This is a genomic window from Parafrankia sp. FMc2 (assembly GCF_041008525.1).
Lineage (GTDB): Bacteria > Actinomycetota > Actinomycetes > Frankiales > Frankiaceae > Parafrankia.
This window is the reverse complement of record NZ_JBFLUG010000019.1, coordinates 21612-40921: the sequence shown is the minus strand read 5'-3', so window position 1 is coordinate 40921 and position 19310 is coordinate 21612. Positions and strand designations below refer to the sequence as shown.

Sequence of the window (19310 nt, the reverse complement as noted above, 5' to 3'; positions counted from 1 at the left end):
GAGGCGTGACGTGGCCAGGTCATCCGGGGGCCGTGCACGTCGAGGACCATCCGCTCGAGTATCTCGACTTCGAGGGTGTGATCCCGGCCGGGCAGTACGGTGCCGGGGATGTGATCGTCTGGGACATCGGGACGTGGACACCGCACGGCACGGACGACCCCGGCGCCGCGGTCGCCGCGGGTGAGCTGCATGCCGACGTGGTCGGCCAGCGGCTGCGGGGGCGGCTGGTCCTGGTGCGCCGGTGTCCGCCCCGATCGACTGGGACGAGCTGGCGGGCAGCCACTGCCACCGGTCAGCCGGTGAACTCGCTGATCTGCATCACCGGGGTGATCGTGGTGTAGTTCACCAGGTCGGAACTGATCTCCGAGGCGTCGGCGCTCATCGCCTTCTTCAGATCCTCCATCGAGGCGAAGCGGAAGTGCGCCGCCGCCACGTACGGCCCGCGGATGCCCCGGTCGACCTCGACCTCGGTCAGCCCCCACATCCGGCAGGCCATCGGGATGTGCTTGGTGATGTAGTACTCGTGGTCGAAGGTCGCGCCCTCGCTCCTCGGGTACAGCACGCTGAGCCGGATCACGGTATTGGCCTCCTCGGTCCCGGTATCCGCCCGTCAGGACACCATCCGTACAGCTTCTCCCAGGTCACCGGTTCGGCGCATCCGTCCCGGACGGCCTCGGACCGCCCCGCTGCGCGTCAGCGCGGGCGCTGGGCCGCCGCGGCGCCGGCGAAGTAGTCCAGCGTGGCCCGGGTCTTGGTCGGATGCGGGCCGGTCAGCTCGACGCCGTGGGCCCGCAGGACGTCCGCGGTGCGGGCACCGACCCGCAGGGCCTCGGTGGGCAGGCAGCGGGTCGACAGCTCGAGGATGCGGGAGCCGTCGGGGTAGGTCCACCGCTCGACGAGCAGGCGGCGGTCCAGGCCCGCCACCCGGATCTTGGTCCGGCCGGCGTCGACCGGGCCGAACATCACCAGGTCCTCCGGCCGGACACCGGCGGGCAGGCGGGACGACAGCAGCCGCAGCTGCCGCCGGGTGAACAGGCGGTGCGCCGCGCGGCGCTGGGCGATGACGCGGGCGACGTCGTCCGCGCCGAGCCGGGCCCGCAGCGCCCCGGAACACACGTAGTAGCCGGGCATCCCGTCGACCTCGACGACGAAGTCCTGGGCCCGCCGCAGCCGCCGCGGGATGTCGGCGGGGACGACCGGGCGCAGCTTGACGACGGCGTCGTCGGGCCCACCGACGATGCTCCGGATCCGGGCCACGACCCCGTTGCGGTGCAGCGCGTGGTCCGGGGTGTCGAGGTAGCACACGCGGAGCCTGCGGGCCCGGGTGAAGTCGACCCCGAGGGCCTCACAGGTGCTCCCGTGCGCGTGGGCCGGCACGATCAGCTTGAGCTCGACCCGGTCCACCTCGCTGGCGACGGCCAGCAGGCGGTCGAGTTCGGGCTCGGGAAGCTGCCAGAACTGCTGCGCCGCCCGCCGGCGGCCCGCCGCCCGGGCCCCGACCGGTGCGGCCGCCGCGGCAGACACCCGACCGCGGGACACCCGCCGCAGGCGTGACACGCGCGCGGCGACGGGAGGCAGACGGCTCATCCTGCACAATCCTAGGTGCGCAGAGCGCGTATCACCTGACAAAAAGTGTTTCTCTCCCCCGCGGGAGCCGCGGGCGTCGTGTGCACGGGCGGGGGCCCGCCCGTGCCCGTGCCCGGGGCTCCCAGGGCCGAGGCTCAGTCCTCGGCGATGGCGATGGCCTGCTTGGGGCAGGCCGAGACCGCGGCCTTGAGGTCCTTACGCAGATCCTCGTCCGGCTCCTCGTCGAGGATGACCAGATAGTCGTTGTCGTCGAGCTCGAACACCGACGGGGCGATGCCCACGCACAGCGCGTTGCTCTCACACAGTTTGAAATCCACGACCACTCGCATGCTGACCCTCCGTCAGACCGACACACTCCAGACCGGGATCACGTCCGCCGCGCCGCTAAGTCCGGCCTGGCGGACCTGGCCGGCTGTCCGATGGGCGTCATCCTGCCGCGCATCTGCTCGGTGCGCGGAGGTCAGGCTACGACTTCTTCGCCCCGCAGGGTCGTTCGGTGCATCAGCCGGTGCGACGTCGCCGTGTACGGGATCGCCCGGTGCAGCATGCCGGTGTTGTCCCAGATCACCAGGTCACCTGGGCGCCAGTGGTGGCGCAGGACGAAACGCGGCTGCGTCGACCAGGCAAGAAGACGGTCGAGCAGGGCCCGGCTGTCCTCTTCCGGCCAGCCGACGACGTGGCTCGCGGTGGCCCCGACCAGCAGCGACCGGCGACCGCTGCGCCGCGTCCAGACCAGCGGGTGCTCCCGGGCGGGTACCCGCTCCCAGCTCGCCCGGGCCTTCGGCGAGGCGTCCGGCTCGGCGAGGGCCTGGGAGGCCGCGAAGCTGTGCACGACCCGCAGGCGCGCGAACTGCTCCTTCTCCTCGGCCGAGAGGGCGTTGTAGGCGGCGTAGGTGTTGGCGAACTCGGTGTCGCCACCCTCGTCGGAGACCTGGCGCGCGGTCAGCAGGGTCGCCTTCTGCGGCAGCTCGTCGTTGGCGCCGTCGAGGTGCCAGAAGAAGGTGCCCCGGCGGTAGGCCGCCAGCACGCTCTCGGCCGGGTCCAGCGTGATCTTCGAAACCTCGGGCAGCCCGTCCATCCCGCCCATCGGCGCGACGACCACGGTGCCGAGCATGCGGCTGAACGCGACCAGATCCGCGTCGTCGACGTGGACCTCCCGGTAGATGACGACGCCGTGCTTCTCCAGAAGCGCCTGGCACTCCGCGGCGACCGCCGGGGCGACGAGCTGGGGCCCGGTGAGGCCGGCCACCTCGACGCCGACGTCCGGGCTGACAGCGGAAACGGTGACAGCCACGCTGGCCTCAGCTTTCGTGGAGGTCGTCGTCGAGCGGCAGCTCGAACGAGCGCATCATCATGGAGAGGGTCTCGTAGGTGCCCACGGTGAAGATGATGTCGAGCAGCTGCTGGACGTCGAGCTTGGCGCTGAGCACCTCCCAGGTCGTCAGCGCGATCTCACCGTCGGTGATCAGCTCGTCGACCGCGCGGATCAGCGCGGCGTCGAGCGGGTCCAGGAACGGGGCGTCCGGGCCCCAGGCGACGCGCGCGATCTCCGCGTCGGTGATGCCCACATCCCGGGCCATGATCACGTGCTGGGCCCACTCGTAGGTGTTCTTGCGCACCGCGGAGACCCGCAGGACGAGCAGCTCACGCTGCCGCAGCGTGAGCGTGGTGCCGCGCAGGATGTGCCCGTTGTAGGTGAAGAACGCGTGGGCCAGCTCTGGATGGTGGGCGAGGGTGCCGAGCGTGTTGAGGGCCTTGGAGCGCCCCTCGGTGGGCAGCGGGGGGTGCCGCGGCACCTCGGGCGTCATCGCCGCCAGGGCCGCGCGCATCTCCTTCGGCCACTGCCGCAGGGGACGCGGTTCGATCCGTGCCATGTCTTCAGAGCCCTCCGCCCGTGAAGCAGTGAACGCCCGGCGGATGATCAGGCCCGGCGACCAGCCGGACACGGCATCATGCAAACCGAACGAATCCTAAAAAATTGCTATCATCTGCCGTTCGGTCGGTCAAGAGCCACAGATTGGGTCACTGTCCCACCATCGGACAACCCGACACAGGACCGCGGCGAGTCGCAGCACCGGACATTCCTGGTCATCTCGCCGCCATCCGAAGGAAGCCTATAGGGCGCATCCGAGAATGCGTGTGATAAGCGCGTTCCGGCAACGCCGAACCCGGCGCGACAGCCGCCGGCGGCCCCGCCGGCGGCCAGACCAGCGCCACCACCAGCGGCCAGCGGCTGACAGCGGCGGCGGAACGGCCTCACCCGGCACCGCGCCGAGCTTCCGCCAGCGACCGGCCCGTCACCGTGGCGTGCTGCACGAACGCCGCCGCCGCGGTGCGCCCGCGACTTCGGGGAGACAGATGCGGTAACGCTACTCTTTCTGGCGAGAGCATGTTTATCACGGCATCAACAAAAACCACGGCAGGTTTCTCGGATATCGATCCCGGCCGTCGCGAGAACCGCACGCGGGGGCGATCCCGAGCGCGCCACATCGCACCTCAGAAAGGTTGAACAGTCAAACGTTTCCAGGTGGGAGATCCGCAGCCCTTTCCGGACCGCGGCCCACCCGGTATCCGCCTGCGGTGGCCGGCGGTGGCCGGCGTCGTCGGGTGCGACGCCGCCGGCCACCGCGGGCAGGTCCAGGCCCGCCAGCTGGCGGGCCGCGGTCAGCGGCGACTCGAACCGCCCCGTGGGACGTCCCGGAACGCCACCCCGCGGTCGAGCGCCACCTCTCGCGGCATGCCCAGCACGCGCTCGCTGATGACGTTGCGGGCCATCTCGGTGGTCCCGCCGCCGATGCAGCTCACCTGGCGCAGCAGGTAGTCGTTGCCGCACTCGGCGGTGGCGCCGTCGTCGTCCGCCCAGGCCGCCCCGGCACCGCCGGCGAGCTCGAAGGACAGGGTGGACGTCCGGGCTGCCACCACACCGGTGAACAGCCGCCCGACCGCCGCGGACTGGTCGGGGATCCGGCCGGAGCGCAGGCCCTGGGAGAGCCGCTCCTGCAGGGCGTGGGTGACGATGTCGAGCATCCGGCCCTCGCCGATCAGGTCGCGGGCCAGCGGGTCGTCGAGCCGGCCGGCGTCCCGCGCGATCTCCACCAGGTGGGTGGCGCGGATGCTGCCGCGTGCGCCGCCCTTGGGGATGGTCACCAGCGGCGAGTTGTGCAGCATCCGCTCGTGGAACATCCACCGGGTGCCGACCGTCCAGCCGTCGTCGACCTCGCCGACGCGGTCGGAGTCCGGCACCCGCACGTCGGTGATGAACTCCTGGCAGAACTCCTTGTTGCCGTTCAGCATCTCGATGCGGTGCACCTCGATGCCGGGCTGGTGGATCGGCATGATGAACACGGTCAGCCCGCGGTGCTTCGGGACGTCCCAGTTCGTCCGGGCGAGCACCAGGCCCCAGTCCGACCACCAGGCGCCGGTCGTCCAGATCTTGGAGCCGTTGAGGATCCAGTCGTCACCGTCACGGACGGCGGTGGTCATGGCGGCGGCGACGTCCGACCCGGCGCTGGGCTCGGAGAGGAACTGCATCCACAGCTCCTCGCCCCGCAGGATCGCGGGGATGTGCTGGCGCTTCTGCTCCTCGGTACCGAAGTCCAGCAGCACCGCCGCGCACGGGGAGAAGGTCGGCGCCTGGATCTCGGACGGGTACTCGTAGCCGGTGATCTCCTCGCTGAAGACCCGCTGGTGCTCGGGGGTCAGTCCCTGCCCGCCGTACTCCTTCGGGAAGCAGATGCCGGCGAAGCCCGCGTCGAAGAACATCCGCTGGATCTCGCGCTGGCGGGCGACGCCGGCGAGCTCCTCCTCATCGCTGTGGCCCGCCCGCATCACGCCGACCCCGGCGTTCGGCGGCAGCGGCGCGAGGTTGGCGCGGATCCAGCTCCGCGCCCGCTGGCGGAAGCTCTCGACATCCTCGATGTCGCCCGACGGGGTCGTCCCGCCGCTCGTGGCGCCCGTGCTCATGCCCGCTCCTTCAGGTGCTCGACGACGCCGGCGATCCGCTGCCGGTGCTCGGACGGTGTTCCGTACAGCGCCCGGTCGAGCACGACCCGGCGGAGGAAGAGGTGGAGGTCGTGCTCGAAGGTCACGCCGATGCCACCGTGCATCTGGACGCAGTCCTGCAGCAGCTCGGAGCCGTAGTCGCCGTTGAAGGCCTTGGCGACGCTGACCAGCTCGGGCGCGTCCGGGGTCTCCGCGTCGACGGCTTTGGCCGCCTTGTCACTGATCGCGTGCGCCGCCTCCAGCCACGACTTCATGTCGGCGAAGCGGTGCTTGAGCTCCTGGTAGGAGGCCAGCGGCCGACCGAAGGAGTAGCGCTCGAAGGACCACTGCACCGTCAGGTCGAAGGCTGCCTGCATCGCGCCGACGCTCTCCGCGCACTGGATCACCAGCGCCTGCTGCAGCTGGCGCTCCACCTGGTCCGCGGCGGCGCCGAGCTCGCCGACGACAGCGCTGCGCGGGACGCGGACACCGTCGAACCGGACGGTGAAGAACCGCCGGGTCAGGTCCACCGTCTTCAGCGGGGTGATCGTCACCCCGGGCGTGCCGGCCGGCACCAGCACCTGGCTGAGGCCCTCCGCCGTCCGCCCGGTGACCAGCAGGTACCCGGCCTGTTCGGCCGACTCGACCGGGCGCTTCACCCCGTCCAGGACGATCTCGTCGCCCTCGACGCGGCAGGTGAGCGCCACCGTGCCCAGCCGGTCGTGCGGCGCGGGCTCGGCGTGCGCCCAGGACGCGACTGTCGTGCCGGCCAGCAGGTTCTCCAGCGCCTCGGTGTGCGCCTCGCCGCCGGCGGCGCTCAGCGCGGCCGCGACGACGTTCGTCGGCACCAGCGGCCCCGGCGCCGCGCGCAGCCCGAACTCGTGGGCGGCGATGGTCAGGTCGACCAGGCCCGCCCCGCTGATCGAGCCACCGCCGTGTTCCTCCGAGACCAGCAGGGACGTCCAGCCGAGCTCCGCGCCGGCCCGCCAGTAGTCGGCGTCGAAACCGGCGGGGCTGGCGCGGAGCGTGCGGATCCGGTCGACCGGCACCTGGTCGGTCAGGTACCGGGCGGTCGCCTCCCGCAGCACCTCTTGATCGGCGTCCAACTCCAGCAGCACAGTCCTACCTCCACGTCGCTTGAGCCCCCGCGCGACACCCAGCACCGCAGGAGGTGAGAAAAATCTATAGGCGAATTTGACCGGTGTTCAACAGGTAACCCGACAGCGGCCCCGGGAACAAGTCCTGGCCCCGGCATCTACTGGCCTGGGACCGCCAGAACGGCTCCCGGCCGGGCCGCCCGGGACGAGCAACTGGGACCGCGGTCAGCTCGCGGGCAGCGCGCGGTCAGCGCACCGCCCCGCCCGCCGGACCCCCGTCGACACCGGCGAGGGGGCCTGCGCCGGCATCGTCCTCGCCCATGTCGAAGTCGTACTGGAGCGGCAGGATCAGCCGGTACGGCAGGAAGGCCAGCTCCTCGTACGCGCCGCGGTGCGCCGGGAAGCGGCCGACCGCCTGCCAGGACCGGCGGGCCCGCGCGATGCGTCCGATGACCACCGCCGGGTCGTCCTCGCACAGCAGCAGGTGCAGAACCAGGCCGGTCTGCTCCGCCAGCCCCGACTCCGCCACCCGCACGGCCGGCCCGGCGGACGAGGCGGGCAGGGCTTCGCCGCCACCCTCGTCGCCGCCCTCGTCGTCGGCCCGGGTCAGCCGGACGGCGGCGAGCACTCCGGGCACCGCGGCCAGGTCGGGCAGGTGTACGCCCTCCCACCAGGCCACCGCCTCGTCCACCCGGTCCGGCGAGGGCGCCCGCCCCAACGCCATGATCACTCCCCGGTGCGCCAGGTAGGGCACGGCGACGGGACGCACCAGGCAGCCCGGGCGGGTCCACGCCGAGGAGACCCGCCACCGCGAGTTGTGCCGCACCTGCCCGGGGCGCCAGAACCTGCCGGCCCGCAGGATCGTCCGGTCCAGCGCGAGCCAGCCCTCCCGGGCCTGCGGGCTGGTCATGTCGAGCGGGCCACCGAACCAGTAGGTGGTCAGGTAGGACGGATGCCCGCCGATCAGCTCGGACCGGACAGCCCCCGGCACCGCCCGCAGGTCCCGCGGCGCGGCGTAGCGCCGGCCGGCCAGCACGTCCGGCTTGGCAAGGTGCTCGGGCATGTGGTCCAGGTCGTACCAGCGGTTGTAGTCGACCGTGTGCTCCGCCGCGACGTCCAGCAGCGCCAGCATCATTCCGGTGATCTCCACACCAATCCCTCCCTCGGCCCCGACCCACCCTGCCATCGGGTGTTCGGCGGGCGCGCGTGAGCGCCGCGCGTGTGGATCTGTTGACCCTCGGTGTGAAGGTGTGGGTCAATGCGACATCGACGTCGCTGTCCCTGGGGGACCGTCGACCGCGGTTTGCTTCCGTCCGCCTGCGACCGGCGAGGGAGACCGATGCGTCCCGAACATGTCGAGTACGACGTCGTCGACCAGCACATCGGCGTCATCACGTTCCAGTTCCGCCTTCCCCGCGCCGCCGACGCACCCGCGGCCGGCGACCCGGTCGACGCGCACGGTGCCCAGCTCATGCGCGAGCTCGACGACGCCTGGCAGACCGCCGGCGCGGACAGCCGCGTCCGGGTGATCGTGCTCCGCGGGACCGGCCTGCACTTCTTCGACCCGCCGGCCGCCGGCCCGCCGGTGCAGGGCGGGCGGGCCTGGCAGCTGCGCTACGCCCGGGCGTGGAAGGCCGTGCCCAAACCCGCCGTCGCGGCCGTCCAGGGCCGGTGCGCGGCCGGCGGTGCCCTGTTGTGCTGGCCGTGCGACCACGTCATCGCCGCCGACGACGCCGAGTTCTGCGCCTCCGAGGTCCGCCTGGCCGTGGGCGGCACCGACCCGGGGCCCGCCCCCGGAGGTGGGGGCACCGGAACACTGACCGCAACCGAGGCGCAGGGGCTCGGCCTGGTCACCGCGGTGGTGCCGCTGGCGGCGCTGCACAGCGCCACGTTCGCCCTCGCCCGCAGTCTCGGCGGGGCGGTCGGCCACGACGACGAGGTCCCGGCCGTCCCGGCGGTCTCGGCCGTTGCGCCCATCCCGATCAGGCGGGTGGGAACCCTGGAAGGAGATCCGGGCCGGTGACAGCTTCCGAGAGCGCGGTGACCGGCGTGAGCATCTTCGTCCAGCACGGCCCGGTCCGGCTGCACGTCCTCGGCAACGACCGGGCCGCGCCGTCCGGCCGGCTCGATCAGGTTGACCAGTCCGACCAGCCCGACCTGTCACCGGCACCGGTGGTGGTGGTGCCCGGCATGGGCGAGTACGCCGGCGAGTACGGGTGGCTGCTCGAGCGGCTCGGCGACCGCCAGGCCGTCGCCGTCGACCTGCGTGGGCGGGGCGGCAGCGACGCGCCGCCCGCCGACGCCGCCGGGTACTCCTGGGAGGACCACATCGCGGACCTGCGGGCTGTCGTGGAAGCGCTCGGCCTGCGCCGGCCCGTGCTGGTCGCGTTCTCCCGCGGCTCGTCCTACGCGCTGGGGTACGCGCTCCGGTACCCGGGCGAGGTCGGCGGCCTCGTCGTCGGCGACTACTGGGCCCGGCACGCGCGTCCGCCCGACGCCGCGGTGGAGCGACAGCTGACAACCCGGATCCGGGGCGTCGCCGTCGCCGACCGGATGCCGGGCCACGCGGCGCGGGCCGTCTTCGCCCAGGCCCGGGACGTGCCGCTGTGGGACCGGCTCGGCGAGCTGCGCTGCGGTGTCCTGGTGATCCGCGGCGGGCGGCGCGGGGCGGTGGTGACCGACGAGGTCGCCGCGCAGTGGCGGGAGGCGCTCCCGACCGTCGAGCTGGCGACCGTCGACGACGCCGGGCACGATCTGTGGAGCCGTGACCAGAACGCCTACCTGGCCGCCCTGCTCCCCTTCCTCTCCCGCACCGGCTGACCCCCGACGGGCGATCCTGGCAACCTGAAAACTACGGAGTGTAATACTCGTCTGCGGCGAATCAGATGCGTGGTCCCGTCTTACGCGGGATCGTGTGGGGGCGGCCGCTTCGCCGCCGCCCCGCCCACCTCGTCCAGCGGAAGGTCGACTGATGCACTTCGAACTCACTCCGGATCAGGAGCAGCTCCGGGCCGGGGCGCGCGAACTCGCCCGCAGCTTCGGGGACGACTACTGGGCGGAGAAGGACCAGAAGGTCGAGTTCCCCTGGGAGTTCTACAACGCGTTCGCCGAGGGCGGGTGGCTCGGCATCGCGATCCCCACCGAGTTCGGCGGCGGCGGGCTGGGCATCACCGAGGCGGCGCTGCTGCTGGAGGAGATCGCGGCGTCCGGCGCCGGCATGAACGGGTGCAGCACGATGCACCTGACGATCTTCGGCCTGAACACGATCGTCAAGCACGGCAGCGCGGACCTGCAGAAGGAGATCCTGCCGAGCGCGGCGGACGGGTCGCTGCACGTGTGCTTCGGCGTCACCGAGCCGAACGCCGGCACCGACACCACCAGCATCACGACCTTCGCCGAGAAGGTCGACGGCGGCTATGTGATCAACGGCCGGAAGGTCTGGATCACCAAGGCCGGCGACTCGCAGAAGATGATCCTCATCACCCGCACGACGAAGCGTGAGGACGTCACCCGCTCCACCGACGGGATGACCCTGTTCCTCATCGACATCGACCGCGAGAAGATCGACCTGCGCGCCATCCCGAAGATGGGCCGCAACGCGGTCTCCTCCTACGAGGTCTTCATCGACAACCTGTTCGTTCCCGAGTCGGCGCGGATCGGCGAGGAGGGCAAGGGCTTCAAGTACCTGCTGGACGGGCTCAACCCGGAGCGCATCCTGCTCGCCCACGAGGCGCTCGGCATCGGGCGGGCGGCGCTGGAGAAGGCGACCCGCTACGCCAAGGAGCGGGTGGTGTTCGGCCGCCCGATCGGCAAGAACCAGGGCGTCGCCTTCCCGCTGGCCGAGGCCCAGATCCGGCTGGACGCCGCCGAGCTGATGGCCCGCCAGGCCGCCTGGCGCTACGACCAGGGCCTGCCCTGCGGCCAGCAGGCGAACTCGGCGAAGTGGCTGTGCGCCGAGGCTGGTTTCCAGGCCGCCGACCAGGCCATCCAGACCCACGGCGGCATGGGCTACGCCCGTGAGTACCACGTGGAGCGCTACTTCCGCGAGTCGCGGATCATGCGGCTGGCCCCGGTCAGCCAGGAAATGGTCCTGAACTACGTCTCGCAGCACGTACTCGGCCTGCCGAAGTCGTACTAGACGACGTCGCGGCGGCGGACGGCTGCGAGCCGGCCGCCGCGTCGGCCGCCTCCCGGCCGGTGCTGTCTGTGCCGCCGGTGCTCCTGGCGGCGGGTCACGCCCGCCGGGGGCCGGTGGTGAGGAAGTCCAGCAGGTCCTGGTTCAGCCGGTCGCGGTGCGTGGCGAGAAGCCCGTGCGGCGCGCCCTCGTAGACCTTGAGCGTGGCGTCCTTGACGAGGTCGGCGGTGCGCTTCCCGCCGACCTCGAACGGGACGATCTGGTCGTCGTCCCCGTGCACGACGAGCGTCGGCCGGTCGAAGGCGGCGAGATCCGGCCGGAAGTCGGTGGCCGAGAACGCCTCGATGCACTCGACCGTGCTGCGCAGACTCGACTGGACGCCCTGCGCCCAGAACGAGTCGCGCACGCCCTGGGAGACCTCGCTGCCCGCGCGGTTGGCACCGAAGAACGGGCTGTCGGCCAGATCGCGGTAGGTCTGCGACCGGTCGGCGAGAATGCTCGCCCGCAGGCCTTCGAAGACCTCGGGTGGAACACCGTCCGGGTTGTCGTCCGTCCTGAGCATGAACGGCGGCACCGCGGAGACCAGCGCCAGCTGGGCGAGCCGGAACGTCCCGTGCCGGCCGACGTACCGGGCCACCTCGCCGCCGCCCATCGAGAAGCCGACCAGCGTGACGTCGTGCAGGTCCAGATGGTCGATCAGGGTGGCGAGGTCGTCGGCGAACGTGTCCATGTCGTTGCCGGTCCAGGGCTGCGAGGAACGCCCGTGGCCGCGGCGGTCGTGCGCGATGACGCGGTAGCCGTGCGCGGCGAGGAAGAACGCCTGCGCCTCCCAGCTGTCGGCATTGAGCGGCCAGCCGTGGCTGAGGACCACGGGACGCCCCTCGCCCCAGTCCCTGACGTAGATCTCGGTGCCGTCCTTCGTCGTCACTGTCGCCACGATCGTCCCCCTCGGAAGTCAGGTGCCGGGCCCGTCCCCTCCTGACGCTAGGTTCCCCGGATGCGGCCGACGACTCAGACGGAGAGGTGGGCGTTGACGGCGCGGGCCTGCTCGGCGAGGTCGGGGAGCTCCACGACGGTGACCCCGGCGGCACTGAGCAGCTCGACGCCCTGGCAGTCGGCGACGAACAGGCTGGGCTCGCGCCAGGCGATCACCACCCGCGGTATCCCCGCCGCCAGGATCAGCTGGGTGCAGGTGCGCGGCCGGGACTTCCGCTGGGAGCAGGGCTCCAGCGTGCTGTAGATCGTCGCCGTGGCGAGCCGGGAATCGTCGGGGGTGATCTTCGCCAGCGCCGACTCCTCCGCGTGCACCGCGTCGTCCACCTCCCGGGAGTACCCGGAGGCGATCTCCTCGCCGTCCGCCCCGACGATGACGGCGCCCACCGAGTAGGCGCCGGTCGCGGGCGGGCAGCGGCGGGCGAGGTCGATCGCCCGCACCATCCACAGATGATCATCGAACTGGGGCATGCGGGCAGTCCCTCCTCAGGCGGACACGGCGCGGGCGGCGCCTCCCCCAGCGAACCAGTCCGCGACCGCCGGTGCCCGGGCGCCGCGAGAACCAGCTGCCCGGGCACCGGCGGGGACCGCCCAGCCGCCGCCCCGGCCGACGTCACACACCGGACGTCGGCCGGGGGCGACCGTCAGCGGTGAAACCGTCAGACGGTGGAGCCGTCAGACGGTGGAGCCGTCAGACGGTGGAGCCGGCCGGCGCCGGCGTGCGGCGGCGCCAGGGCCGGAGCCGACCACCGACCTCGTTCGTCACGACGCCGGTCACCGCCCCGGTCACGGTGCCGGTCATCATCGCCGTCACGGCGGCGGCCGCCGCGGGCAGCCGCTGGGCCGGAACGGTGACCCGCTGCCGGGGGGCGCAGGCGCGCAGGGCGTCGAGCTCGTCCAGCCAGAGCTGGGCGAGCCGCTCGTGGCCCGGCACGCTCTCGCTGGCGACGAACATGACGCCGACCTGGTCGTCGATGCCGAACATGGCAACGGCCAGGTGCTGGCGCCCGACCAGCAGCGGCCCGGTGCCGATCAGCCCCGTCATCCGGCGGCCGGCGACGGACAGCGGGCCGCGGATCGACCGGGCGTTGGTCGCCACCAGCGCCATCTTGCTGATCTGCGCCGGGTAGCTCCCGACGCCGGCGAGCATGCGCTGGGAGGCGAACCGGGCCATCGCCGGGAAGTGGCGCCGTTCCACCAGGCCCAGGCCGCCCTGCTTCATCCGGGTGGTGGCCGCGGCGATGCGGGCCAGCCGCCGGGCCGGGTCGGGTTCACCGCAGTGCAGCGGCACCCGCCCGCCCGTGTTGTAGTTCGACAGGACGTCCTGCTCGGCCGCGGAGCGGATGCTCACCGGCATCAGCGCGTGGACGGGACGGGTGCCGCGCCTCCAGTCCGCCGGTGACCAGGCCCGCAGCGCACCGGCGAGCGCGGCGAGATAGATGTCGTTCACGGTGACGCCGTGCTGGCGGGCGATCGAGCGCAGGGTGCCCAGCTCGACGGTGACCCAGTTGTGCCGGGCCGGCCCGGTGGGCGGCCCGGCCCACCCGCGAAGCCGCCGGGTCGGCAGCAGGCAGTTGATCCCGCGGCCGACGAACTTGGCGTACTCGGCCGGCCGGGGGCGGCGAATCGTCGCCGGCAGGCCGAGATCGACCGTGTCGCCCTCCCCGAACAGCAGGTGCATGGCCCTGTACATGGCCATCCCGTCCTGCTGGACGTGGCTGGAGCGGTACACCAGCGCCGTGCCCGTCGCGCCCGGGCTGGGGTCACGCAGGAGGTACAGCATCCACGGCGGCCGGGTCAGGTCGATCGGCCGGCTGGCGATGCTGTCGACGGCGGCCCGCAGGCGGGCGTCGTCGACACCCCCGTGGGCGCCGATGCCCGCCCCGGCACCGGCGCCTTCCCCACCGGCCACCGGACCGTCCGCGGTCAGGTCTCCGGCCGGGGGCAGGTCGATCGCGACGACATGGTCGGTGAGGTCGATGTTCGGGTCGGAGACCCAGCGGGTCTCGCGCGCCGACGCCCCCCGCTCAGGCGACCAGATCGTCACGGTGTCGAGTCGGTCGGTGAGCGTCCGCGCCTCCGGGGCGCGCAGCCGCTCGGCGACGTGCGCGCGCAGCTCGGCGAGGTCGAGCTGCGGGCCGTCGAAGAACAGCAGCGCGCCGATGTCCTGGTGCTCACCGGGGTTGCGCTGGACGAAGGCGAGATAGGCCCGGTCTCCCGGGGTCAGCGGGCGCACGTGCGCCGGCGTGTAGTCGGTCTTTCTGATCGCGCCGAGCAGAGCCATCAGACGCTCCCCCCGCCCGTCCGCGGGCAGTGGGTACAGGTCTGGACCGTCCGGTCGTCAGCCCTGGCAAATCGGCGCATCTGTGCGCAAAAGGAACCTATACCCATGCATCAATTACTGCCCGTTGCTGACACGACATCCGGGGTTGTGGCGGAGGTCTCGTGTCCGGCATCTGGGACGCACAGCAAGAGGTTGATCACCGGCAGCAGTCAGAACCAACAGCCTGCGGATACAGCGCGTTTTCTCATGACAACCGTACAACTGGGCCACCGGCACCAAGGTGCGCTCCCGCGAGGGACCATCGACCCGGTGGTCCGATGACCTCGCGGCCCGACGACCCGGCGGCCCAACGACCCGCGCCCGACGCCCGGGATACGGGCACCCGGAATGCTGTACCCGCGATTCCGTACCCGAGCTCCGGGCGTGCGGGAAACGCCCCGCACCATGACAACGGTAAATCGCGGACGGGCCCGAGGCGGGGCCTTCGCAAAGGGTCCGACCCGACCTGGACGGCTAGCCGACAGCACCCGAAGGCACCTTCGGCGGGCACCCCGGAGACCCTTGTCACAGCCACGGAGAACGTCCTTTCGAGTACCACCACCCGGATTTCCCGGCGCCCACTCCGCCCACCGTCAGACCGCGGCGACCGACAACGATCCCCGGCGGCACCAGTACACCGTTCTGCGCCTTTCCGGCCCTGCCCCGACCGACAGAATCTTCACGATCATGCCTCTGACCAGCAGCGACAGCGCCGGCGATCCGACGCTTCGGCCTCGCCACACAGACCGGGGCGACATTCCCGGGAACGCATACCCGGCACGACCCGGTAACACCATCGGCACGTCGACAAGACTTTCTTCCCCTTTCTCACGCACCGGCCGGCGGGGGCGGGTAACCCCCGGACGAGTCCCCGGGGTGATTCTGAACACGATCCAGCCACTCACCCGAGGCGGAAAATCGGTGAGCAGCGGCCGGCTAGTGCCGTGACCGACAGGGTTCGGGTTACGGGACGCCGCGGAGGTCCAGCCGGTGCCGAGAAGCTGAGCGGAGAAGGATCGTGATCACGGAGATCGCCCGGGCAGGGCGTGCCGGCGAGCCGAAACAGGCCGGGCCCGGCCACCGCTCACCGCAGCTCGTTTCCTGAACGGCGGACGTCGCGCGGGCAGCACGCCCGACCGCGCCGGGCGCGGCCCCGTCGCCAGCCCCGGCACCGCAGACCGCACTCCGCCACCAACCGCCGAAGGTGGACTATGACGATCCTCGACGCCAGCGCCGCGCCCGGCCAGACGGGCCCGCCGAGCTCCCACGGCCCGCGGCGCGACCCCGCGCCGCTGCTCCCCGACCCCGAGCCGGTGCGGGTTCTCGGCACGGACGCTGCCGGCGAGGTCGACCCGGGTCTGCTTCGCGAGCTGTACCGCCGCCTGGTCCTCGGCCGCCGCTTCAACCAGCAGGCCACGACCCTGGCCCGCCAGGGCAGCCTCGCGGTCTACCCGGCGTCCACCGGCCAGGAGGCCTGCCAGATCGCCGCGGCGATGGTGCTGCGGGAGACGGACTGGCTGTTCCCCAGCTACCGCGACACCCTGGCCGTGACGGCGCGCGGCGTGCCACCGATGGACGTCCTCGCACTGATGCGCGGTCACACGCACTGCGGCTACGACTCACGCCTGACCCGGACGGCGCCGCTGTCGACCCCGCTCGCCACGCAGGCCTGCCATGCCGTCGGTCTGGCCCACGCCGCCCGGCTGCGCGCGGCCGCCGATCCGGCGGCGGACCGGGAGGTGGTCGCTCTCGCGCTGGTCGGCGACGGCGGCACCAGCGAGGGTGACTTCCACGAGGCCCTGACGTTCGCCGGGGTGCTGCGGGCGCCGGTGGTGTTCCTGGTGCAGAACAACGGCTACGCGATCTCGGTGCCGCTGTCGCGGCAGACCGCGGCGCCGACCCTGGCGCACAAGGCGGTCGGCTACGGCGTCACCGGACGTCTTGTCGACGGCAACGACGCGCCCGCGGTCCACGCCGTGCTCAGCGAGGCGGTCGAGCACGCCCGGGCCGGCCACGGCCCGGTGCTCGTCGAGGCGATCACCTACCGGCTGGACGCGCACACCAGCGCCGACGACGCGACCCGCTACCGGTCCCAGGGGGAGGTCGACGCCTGGCGGGCGCACGACCCGGTCACCCGCCTGGAACAGCACCTGCGCGAGACCGGGCAGCTGGACGACACCGGCGTCGCGACGGTCACCCGGGCCGCCGAGGAGTTCGCCGCCCGGATGCGCGCCCAGGTCGCCCAGGCCGCGCAGGCACCCGCTCCCGACCCGCGCACGCTGTTCGCCCACGTCTACGCCGAGCCGACCAGCCAGCTCCGCGAGCAGGCGGCCGAGCTCGCCGCCCGCCTCGACGCCGACCTCGACGCCGACCTCGACGCCGACCTCGACGGCGACCTCGACGGCGATCTCGACGCCGCGGAGCCCGCGGCGGGCCCCCGCACCCGGAGTGACCTGTCATGAGCAACGCGACCAGCATCCCCCCCACGATCGGCACGACCGCGAGTGTCCCGGCGGTCGCCACCACCACCACCACCACGGAGGCCGCCGGGGCCGGGCCCGGCGCGGCCACCAGGCCCGCGGTGCCCGCCGGGGCGCTCGGCCGGCCCGGCGGGCGCTCCCGCGGCAGCGCCAGCACCAGCACCAGCACCAGCACCAGCACGACCATGGTGCGGGCGCTCAACACCGCGCTGCGCGACGCACTGCGCGAGGACCCGGACGTCCACGTCCTCGGTGAGGACGTCGGGACGCTCGGCGGCGTCTTCCGGGTCACCGACGGGCTCGCCGCCGAGTTCGGGGCGCACCGCTGCCTGGACACCCCGCTGGCGGAGGCCGGCATCCTCGGCACCGCCGTCGGCATGGCCATGTACGGGCTGCGGCCCGTCGTGGAGATGCAGTTCGACGCCTTCGCCTATCCGGCCTTCGAGCAGCTCGCGTCGCACGTGGCGAAGATGCGCAACCGCACGGCCGGCCGGGTCCCGCTCCCGATCACCATCCGGGTCCCCTACGGCGGCGGGATCGGCGGGGTCGAGCACCACAGCGACTCCAGCGAGGCGTACTACGCCCACACGCCAGGTCTGCACGTGGTCACCCCGGCGACGGTCGCCGACTGCTACGGGCTGCTGCGCGCCGCGATCGCCTCGGACGACCCGGTGGTCTTCCTCGAGCCGAAGCGCCTGTACTGGTCCAGCGAGGAGTTCACCCCGAGCGCGGTGCCGCCCATCGGCCGCGCCGTGACGCGCCGGCACGGCACCGCGGCCACGCTGATCACCTACGGCCCCTCGCTGCCGGTCTGCCTGCAGGCCGCCGACGCCGCCGCGGCCGAGGGCTGGGACCTGGCCGTCGTCGACCTGCGCTCACTCGTGCCGTTCGACGACGAGACGGTGTGCGCGGCGGTACGGGCCACCGGACGGGCCGTGGTCGTCCACGAGGCGGCCGGGTTCGGCGGCGTCGGCGCGGAGATCGCCGCCCGGGTCACCGAGCGGTGCTTCCACCACCTCGCCGCGCCGGTGCTGCGGGTGACGGGCTTCGACATCCCGTATCCGCCGCCGCTGCTCGAGCACCACTACCTGCCCAGCGTCGACCGGATCCTCGATGCCGTCGCCCGACTCCAGTGGGAGCAGTGAACCCGTGGCCGCGGTACACGTATTCGCCCTGCCCGACCTCGGCGAGGGGCTGACCTCGGCCGAGATCGTCCACTGGCTGGTCGAGGTCGGGGACGTCATCGAGGTCGACCAGCCGGTGGCGGAGGTCGAGACCGCCAAGGCGGTCGTCGAGGTTCCCTGCCCGCATGCCGGCGTCGTCACCTCCCTGGCCGGCCCGGCCGGCACCGAGCTACAGGTCGGCAGGCCGCTGATCACCGTCGCGGTCGGGTCCGCGGGTGAGCCGTCCGACAGGCTGGCCGGCGGGCCCGCGCGCGGGTCGCAGGACGGGGCGGGCGGGTCCGGCAGCGTTCTCGTCGGCTACGGCACCCGCGAGCAGCCCGCCCGCACCGGCCGGCGGGCCCGGACCGGCCTCGCCCCGCAGCCAGCGCCAGCCCCCGGGCCGGCACCGGCTCCACGGCCGGCACCGGCTCCACGGTCGGCACCAGTCCCGCACCCGGCACCAGCCGCGCAGCCGGTGACCGAACCGGCGACCAGGCGGGTGGACGGGATCGTCAGGGTGGTCTCACCGCTGGTCCGCCGCCTGGCCCGGGACAACGGCGTCGACCTGCGTTCGCTCGCCGGCAGCGGGCCGGACGGCCTGATCCGCCGCCGCGACGTCGAGGCCGCGGTCATCACCGCCCGCGCCGCGGCATCGGCGCCGCCCGTGCTGGCCGGGCCGGCCGCGCCGTCCGGCGTCCCGCTCCCCAGCCCGGTCGGCCCGGCCAGCACGGCCAGCGCGGATGACCATGACGTGGTGCCGCTCAGCCCACTGGGCCGGCACGCGGCGGAGGCGTTCACCCGCAGCCGGCGCGAGGTGGCCGACTCCACCTGCTGGGTCGACGCGGACGCCACCGCGCTGCTCGCGACCCGGGCGACCCTGAACCAGAGCACACCCGCCGCCGGCGCACCCGGTGCGGACAGCGCGGACGGCGGTGGTTCCATCGGGCTGCTGGCGATCGTCGCCCGTGTCTGCGTGGCGGCGCTGCTGCGCTTCCCCGACCTCAACTCGCAGGTCGTCACCGACCCCGACGGCCGGGCCACCGCGGTGCGCCGGCACCGGGCCGTGCACCTCGGCTTCGCCGCGCAGACGCCGAGGGGCCTGGTCGTCCCCGTGGTCCGGGACGCGCAGGCGCTGACCACCGCCACGCTCGCCGGCGAGATCACCCGGCTGACCACCTCGGCGCGGGCGGGAAGCCTCACCCCCGCGGAGCTCTCCGGCGGCACCTTCACGCTGAACAACTACGGGGTGTTCGGCGTCGACGGGGCCACGCCGATCATCCACCACCCTGAGACGTCGATGATCGGTATCGGCCGGATCATCCCGCGGCCCTGGGCGGTCAACGGGACGCTGGCGGTCCGCAGCGTCGCGCAGCTGTCCTTCACCTTCGACCACCGGGTCTGCGACGGGGCGACCGCCGGCGCGTTCCTGCGTTTCGTCGCCGACGCCGTCGAGAACCCCACCCGGCTGCTCCGGTACCTGTGACGACCCGCCCGGTGGCTCCGCCAGCCCCGTCCCCGACCTCGCGCCCGGCCTCGCCCACCGTCCCGCCC

At 72.9% G+C, this 19310-nt stretch carries 18 protein-coding genes; 7 read left to right on the top strand and 11 right to left on the bottom strand.

The window, feature by feature from the left end; all coding sequences use genetic code 11:
* The first annotated feature begins 5 nt into the window (after positions 1 to 5).
* The gene (locus AB1460_RS38340) at positions 6 to 341 is read left to right on the top strand and encodes a DNA polymerase ligase N-terminal domain-containing protein (RefSeq protein WP_420497229.1); all 336 of its coding nucleotides are present in this window, start codon (positions 6 to 8) and stop codon (positions 339 to 341) included.
* Here AB1460_RS38340 and AB1460_RS09690 read toward each other — a convergent pair.
* The 8 genes from AB1460_RS09690 to AB1460_RS09655 form a co-directional block, all read right to left on the bottom strand.
* The gene (locus AB1460_RS09690) at positions 293 to 577 is read right to left on the bottom strand and encodes an EthD family reductase (protein ID WP_368960455.1); all 285 of its coding nucleotides are present in this window, start codon (positions 575 to 577) and stop codon (positions 293 to 295) included. The two genes, AB1460_RS38340 and AB1460_RS09690, sit on opposite strands and share 49 nt — an antisense overlap.
* Positions 578 to 693: 116 nt before the next feature.
* Positions 694 to 1587, bottom strand: coding sequence for an adenylate cyclase (locus AB1460_RS09685; RefSeq protein ID WP_368960453.1), 894 nt, complete (start codon positions 1585 to 1587; stop codon positions 694 to 696).
* 134 nt (positions 1588 to 1721) lie between these two features.
* The gene (locus tag AB1460_RS09680) at positions 1722 to 1916 is read right to left on the bottom strand and encodes a ferredoxin (protein ID WP_026310819.1); all 195 of its coding nucleotides are present in this window, start codon (positions 1914 to 1916) and stop codon (positions 1722 to 1724) included.
* Positions 1917 to 2047: 131 nt separating this feature from the next.
* On the bottom strand, positions 2048 to 2881 hold the full coding sequence (locus AB1460_RS09675) for a TauD/TfdA dioxygenase family protein (RefSeq protein ID WP_368960451.1): 834 nt from the start codon (positions 2879 to 2881) through the stop codon (positions 2048 to 2050).
* A gap of 7 nt (positions 2882 to 2888) precedes the next feature.
* The gene (locus AB1460_RS09670) at positions 2889 to 3461 is read right to left on the bottom strand and encodes a carboxymuconolactone decarboxylase family protein (RefSeq protein WP_368960449.1); all 573 of its coding nucleotides are present in this window, start codon (positions 3459 to 3461) and stop codon (positions 2889 to 2891) included.
* A 790-nt stretch (positions 3462 to 4251) separates the two neighbouring features.
* Positions 4252 to 5550 carry an acyl-CoA dehydrogenase family protein gene (locus AB1460_RS09665; protein WP_368960448.1) on the bottom strand — a complete coding sequence of 433 codons (1299 nt, stop codon included), beginning with the start codon at positions 5548 to 5550 and terminating at the stop codon, positions 4252 to 4254.
* Entirely contained in the window at positions 5547 to 6686 is a 1140-nt protein-coding gene (locus tag AB1460_RS09660; RefSeq protein WP_368960447.1) for an acyl-CoA dehydrogenase family protein, read from the bottom strand. The genes AB1460_RS09665 and AB1460_RS09660 overlap by 4 nt, the downstream gene beginning before the upstream one ends.
* Positions 6687 to 6912: 226 nt before the next feature.
* Positions 6913 to 7815 (bottom strand): hypothetical protein, encoded by a 903-nt coding sequence (locus AB1460_RS09655; protein ID WP_368960446.1) that lies wholly within the window; start codon positions 7813 to 7815, stop codon positions 6913 to 6915.
* A gap of 189 nt (positions 7816 to 8004) precedes the next feature.
* Between AB1460_RS09655 and AB1460_RS09650 the strand changes: the two genes are divergently transcribed.
* From AB1460_RS09650 to AB1460_RS09640, 3 genes are all read left to right on the top strand, one after another.
* Positions 8005 to 8688, top strand: a complete 684-nt coding sequence (locus AB1460_RS09650; RefSeq protein WP_368960445.1) for an enoyl-CoA hydratase-related protein — start codon at positions 8005 to 8007, stop codon at positions 8686 to 8688.
* Complete coding sequence (locus AB1460_RS09645; RefSeq protein WP_368960444.1) at positions 8685 to 9485, top strand: alpha/beta fold hydrolase; 801 nt, start codon at positions 8685 to 8687, stop codon at positions 9483 to 9485. Before AB1460_RS09650 ends, AB1460_RS09645 begins: the two co-directional genes overlap by 4 nt.
* A gap of 151 nt (positions 9486 to 9636) precedes the next feature.
* Positions 9637 to 10803, top strand: a complete 1167-nt coding sequence (locus tag AB1460_RS09640) for an acyl-CoA dehydrogenase family protein (protein ID WP_018636026.1) — start codon at positions 9637 to 9639, stop codon at positions 10801 to 10803.
* 94 nt (positions 10804 to 10897) lie between these two features.
* On the opposite strand, the gene AB1460_RS09635 is transcribed toward AB1460_RS09640, so the two are convergent.
* From AB1460_RS09635 to AB1460_RS09625, 3 genes are all read right to left on the bottom strand, one after another.
* On the bottom strand, positions 10898 to 11737 hold the full coding sequence (locus tag AB1460_RS09635; RefSeq protein ID WP_368960443.1) for an alpha/beta fold hydrolase: 840 nt from the start codon (positions 11735 to 11737) through the stop codon (positions 10898 to 10900).
* Positions 11738 to 11811: 74 nt separating this feature from the next.
* A complete protein-coding gene (locus AB1460_RS09630; RefSeq protein WP_368960442.1) occupies positions 11812 to 12264 on the bottom strand; it encodes a deaminase in 453 nt (150 codons plus the stop codon).
* A gap of 220 nt (positions 12265 to 12484) precedes the next feature.
* A complete protein-coding gene (locus AB1460_RS09625) occupies positions 12485 to 14077 on the bottom strand; it encodes a WS/DGAT domain-containing protein (protein ID WP_368960440.1) in 1593 nt (530 codons plus the stop codon).
* 1250 nt (positions 14078 to 15327) lie between these two features.
* On the opposite strand from AB1460_RS09625, the gene AB1460_RS09620 reads away from it, so the two are divergent.
* The 3 genes from AB1460_RS09620 (at position 15328) to AB1460_RS09610 (ending at position 19242) form a co-directional block, all read left to right on the top strand.
* Positions 15328 to 16578, top strand: coding sequence for a thiamine pyrophosphate-dependent enzyme (locus tag AB1460_RS09620; protein ID WP_368960438.1), 1251 nt, complete (start codon positions 15328 to 15330; stop codon positions 16576 to 16578).
* A gap of 203 nt (positions 16579 to 16781) precedes the next feature.
* Positions 16782 to 17741, top strand: a complete 960-nt coding sequence (locus AB1460_RS09615) for an alpha-ketoacid dehydrogenase subunit beta (RefSeq protein WP_368960493.1) — start codon at positions 16782 to 16784, stop codon at positions 17739 to 17741.
* 4 nt (positions 17742 to 17745) lie between these two features.
* On the top strand, positions 17746 to 19242 hold the full coding sequence (locus AB1460_RS09610) for a dihydrolipoamide acetyltransferase family protein (protein WP_368960437.1): 1497 nt from the start codon (positions 17746 to 17748) through the stop codon (positions 19240 to 19242).
* The last annotated feature ends 68 nt before the right edge of the window (positions 19243 to 19310 follow it).

Bases quoted from the DNA above. Each gene is read 5' to 3' on its own strand.
- AB1460_RS09685 (WP_368960453.1), bottom strand. From the start codon at position 1,587: ATGAGCCGTCTGCCTCCCGTCGCCGCGCGCGTGTCACGCCTGCGGCGG.
- AB1460_RS09680 (WP_026310819.1), bottom strand. From the start codon at position 1,916: ATGCGAGTGGTCGTGGATTTCAAACTGTGTGAGAGCAACGCGCTGTGC.
- AB1460_RS09670 (WP_368960449.1), bottom strand. From the start codon at position 3,461: ATGGCACGGATCGAACCGCGTCCCCTGCGGCAGTGGCCGAAGGAGATG.
- AB1460_RS09665 (WP_368960448.1), bottom strand. From the start codon at position 5,550: ATGAGCACGGGCGCCACGAGCGGCGGGACGACCCCGTCGGGCGACATC.
- AB1460_RS09650 (WP_368960445.1), top strand. From the start codon at position 8,005: ATGCGTCCCGAACATGTCGAGTACGACGTCGTCGACCAGCACATCGGC.
- AB1460_RS09640 (WP_018636026.1), top strand. From the start codon at position 9,637: ATGCACTTCGAACTCACTCCGGATCAGGAGCAGCTCCGGGCCGGGGCG.
- AB1460_RS09630 (WP_368960442.1), bottom strand. From the start codon at position 12,264: ATGCCCCAGTTCGATGATCATCTGTGGATGGTGCGGGCGATCGACCTC.
- AB1460_RS09625 (WP_368960440.1), bottom strand. From the start codon at position 14,077: ATGGCTCTGCTCGGCGCGATCAGAAAGACCGACTACACGCCGGCGCAC.
- AB1460_RS09620 (WP_368960438.1), top strand. From the start codon at position 15,328: ATGACGATCCTCGACGCCAGCGCCGCGCCCGGCCAGACGGGCCCGCCG.
- AB1460_RS09615 (WP_368960493.1), top strand. From the start codon at position 16,782: ATGGTGCGGGCGCTCAACACCGCGCTGCGCGACGCACTGCGCGAGGAC.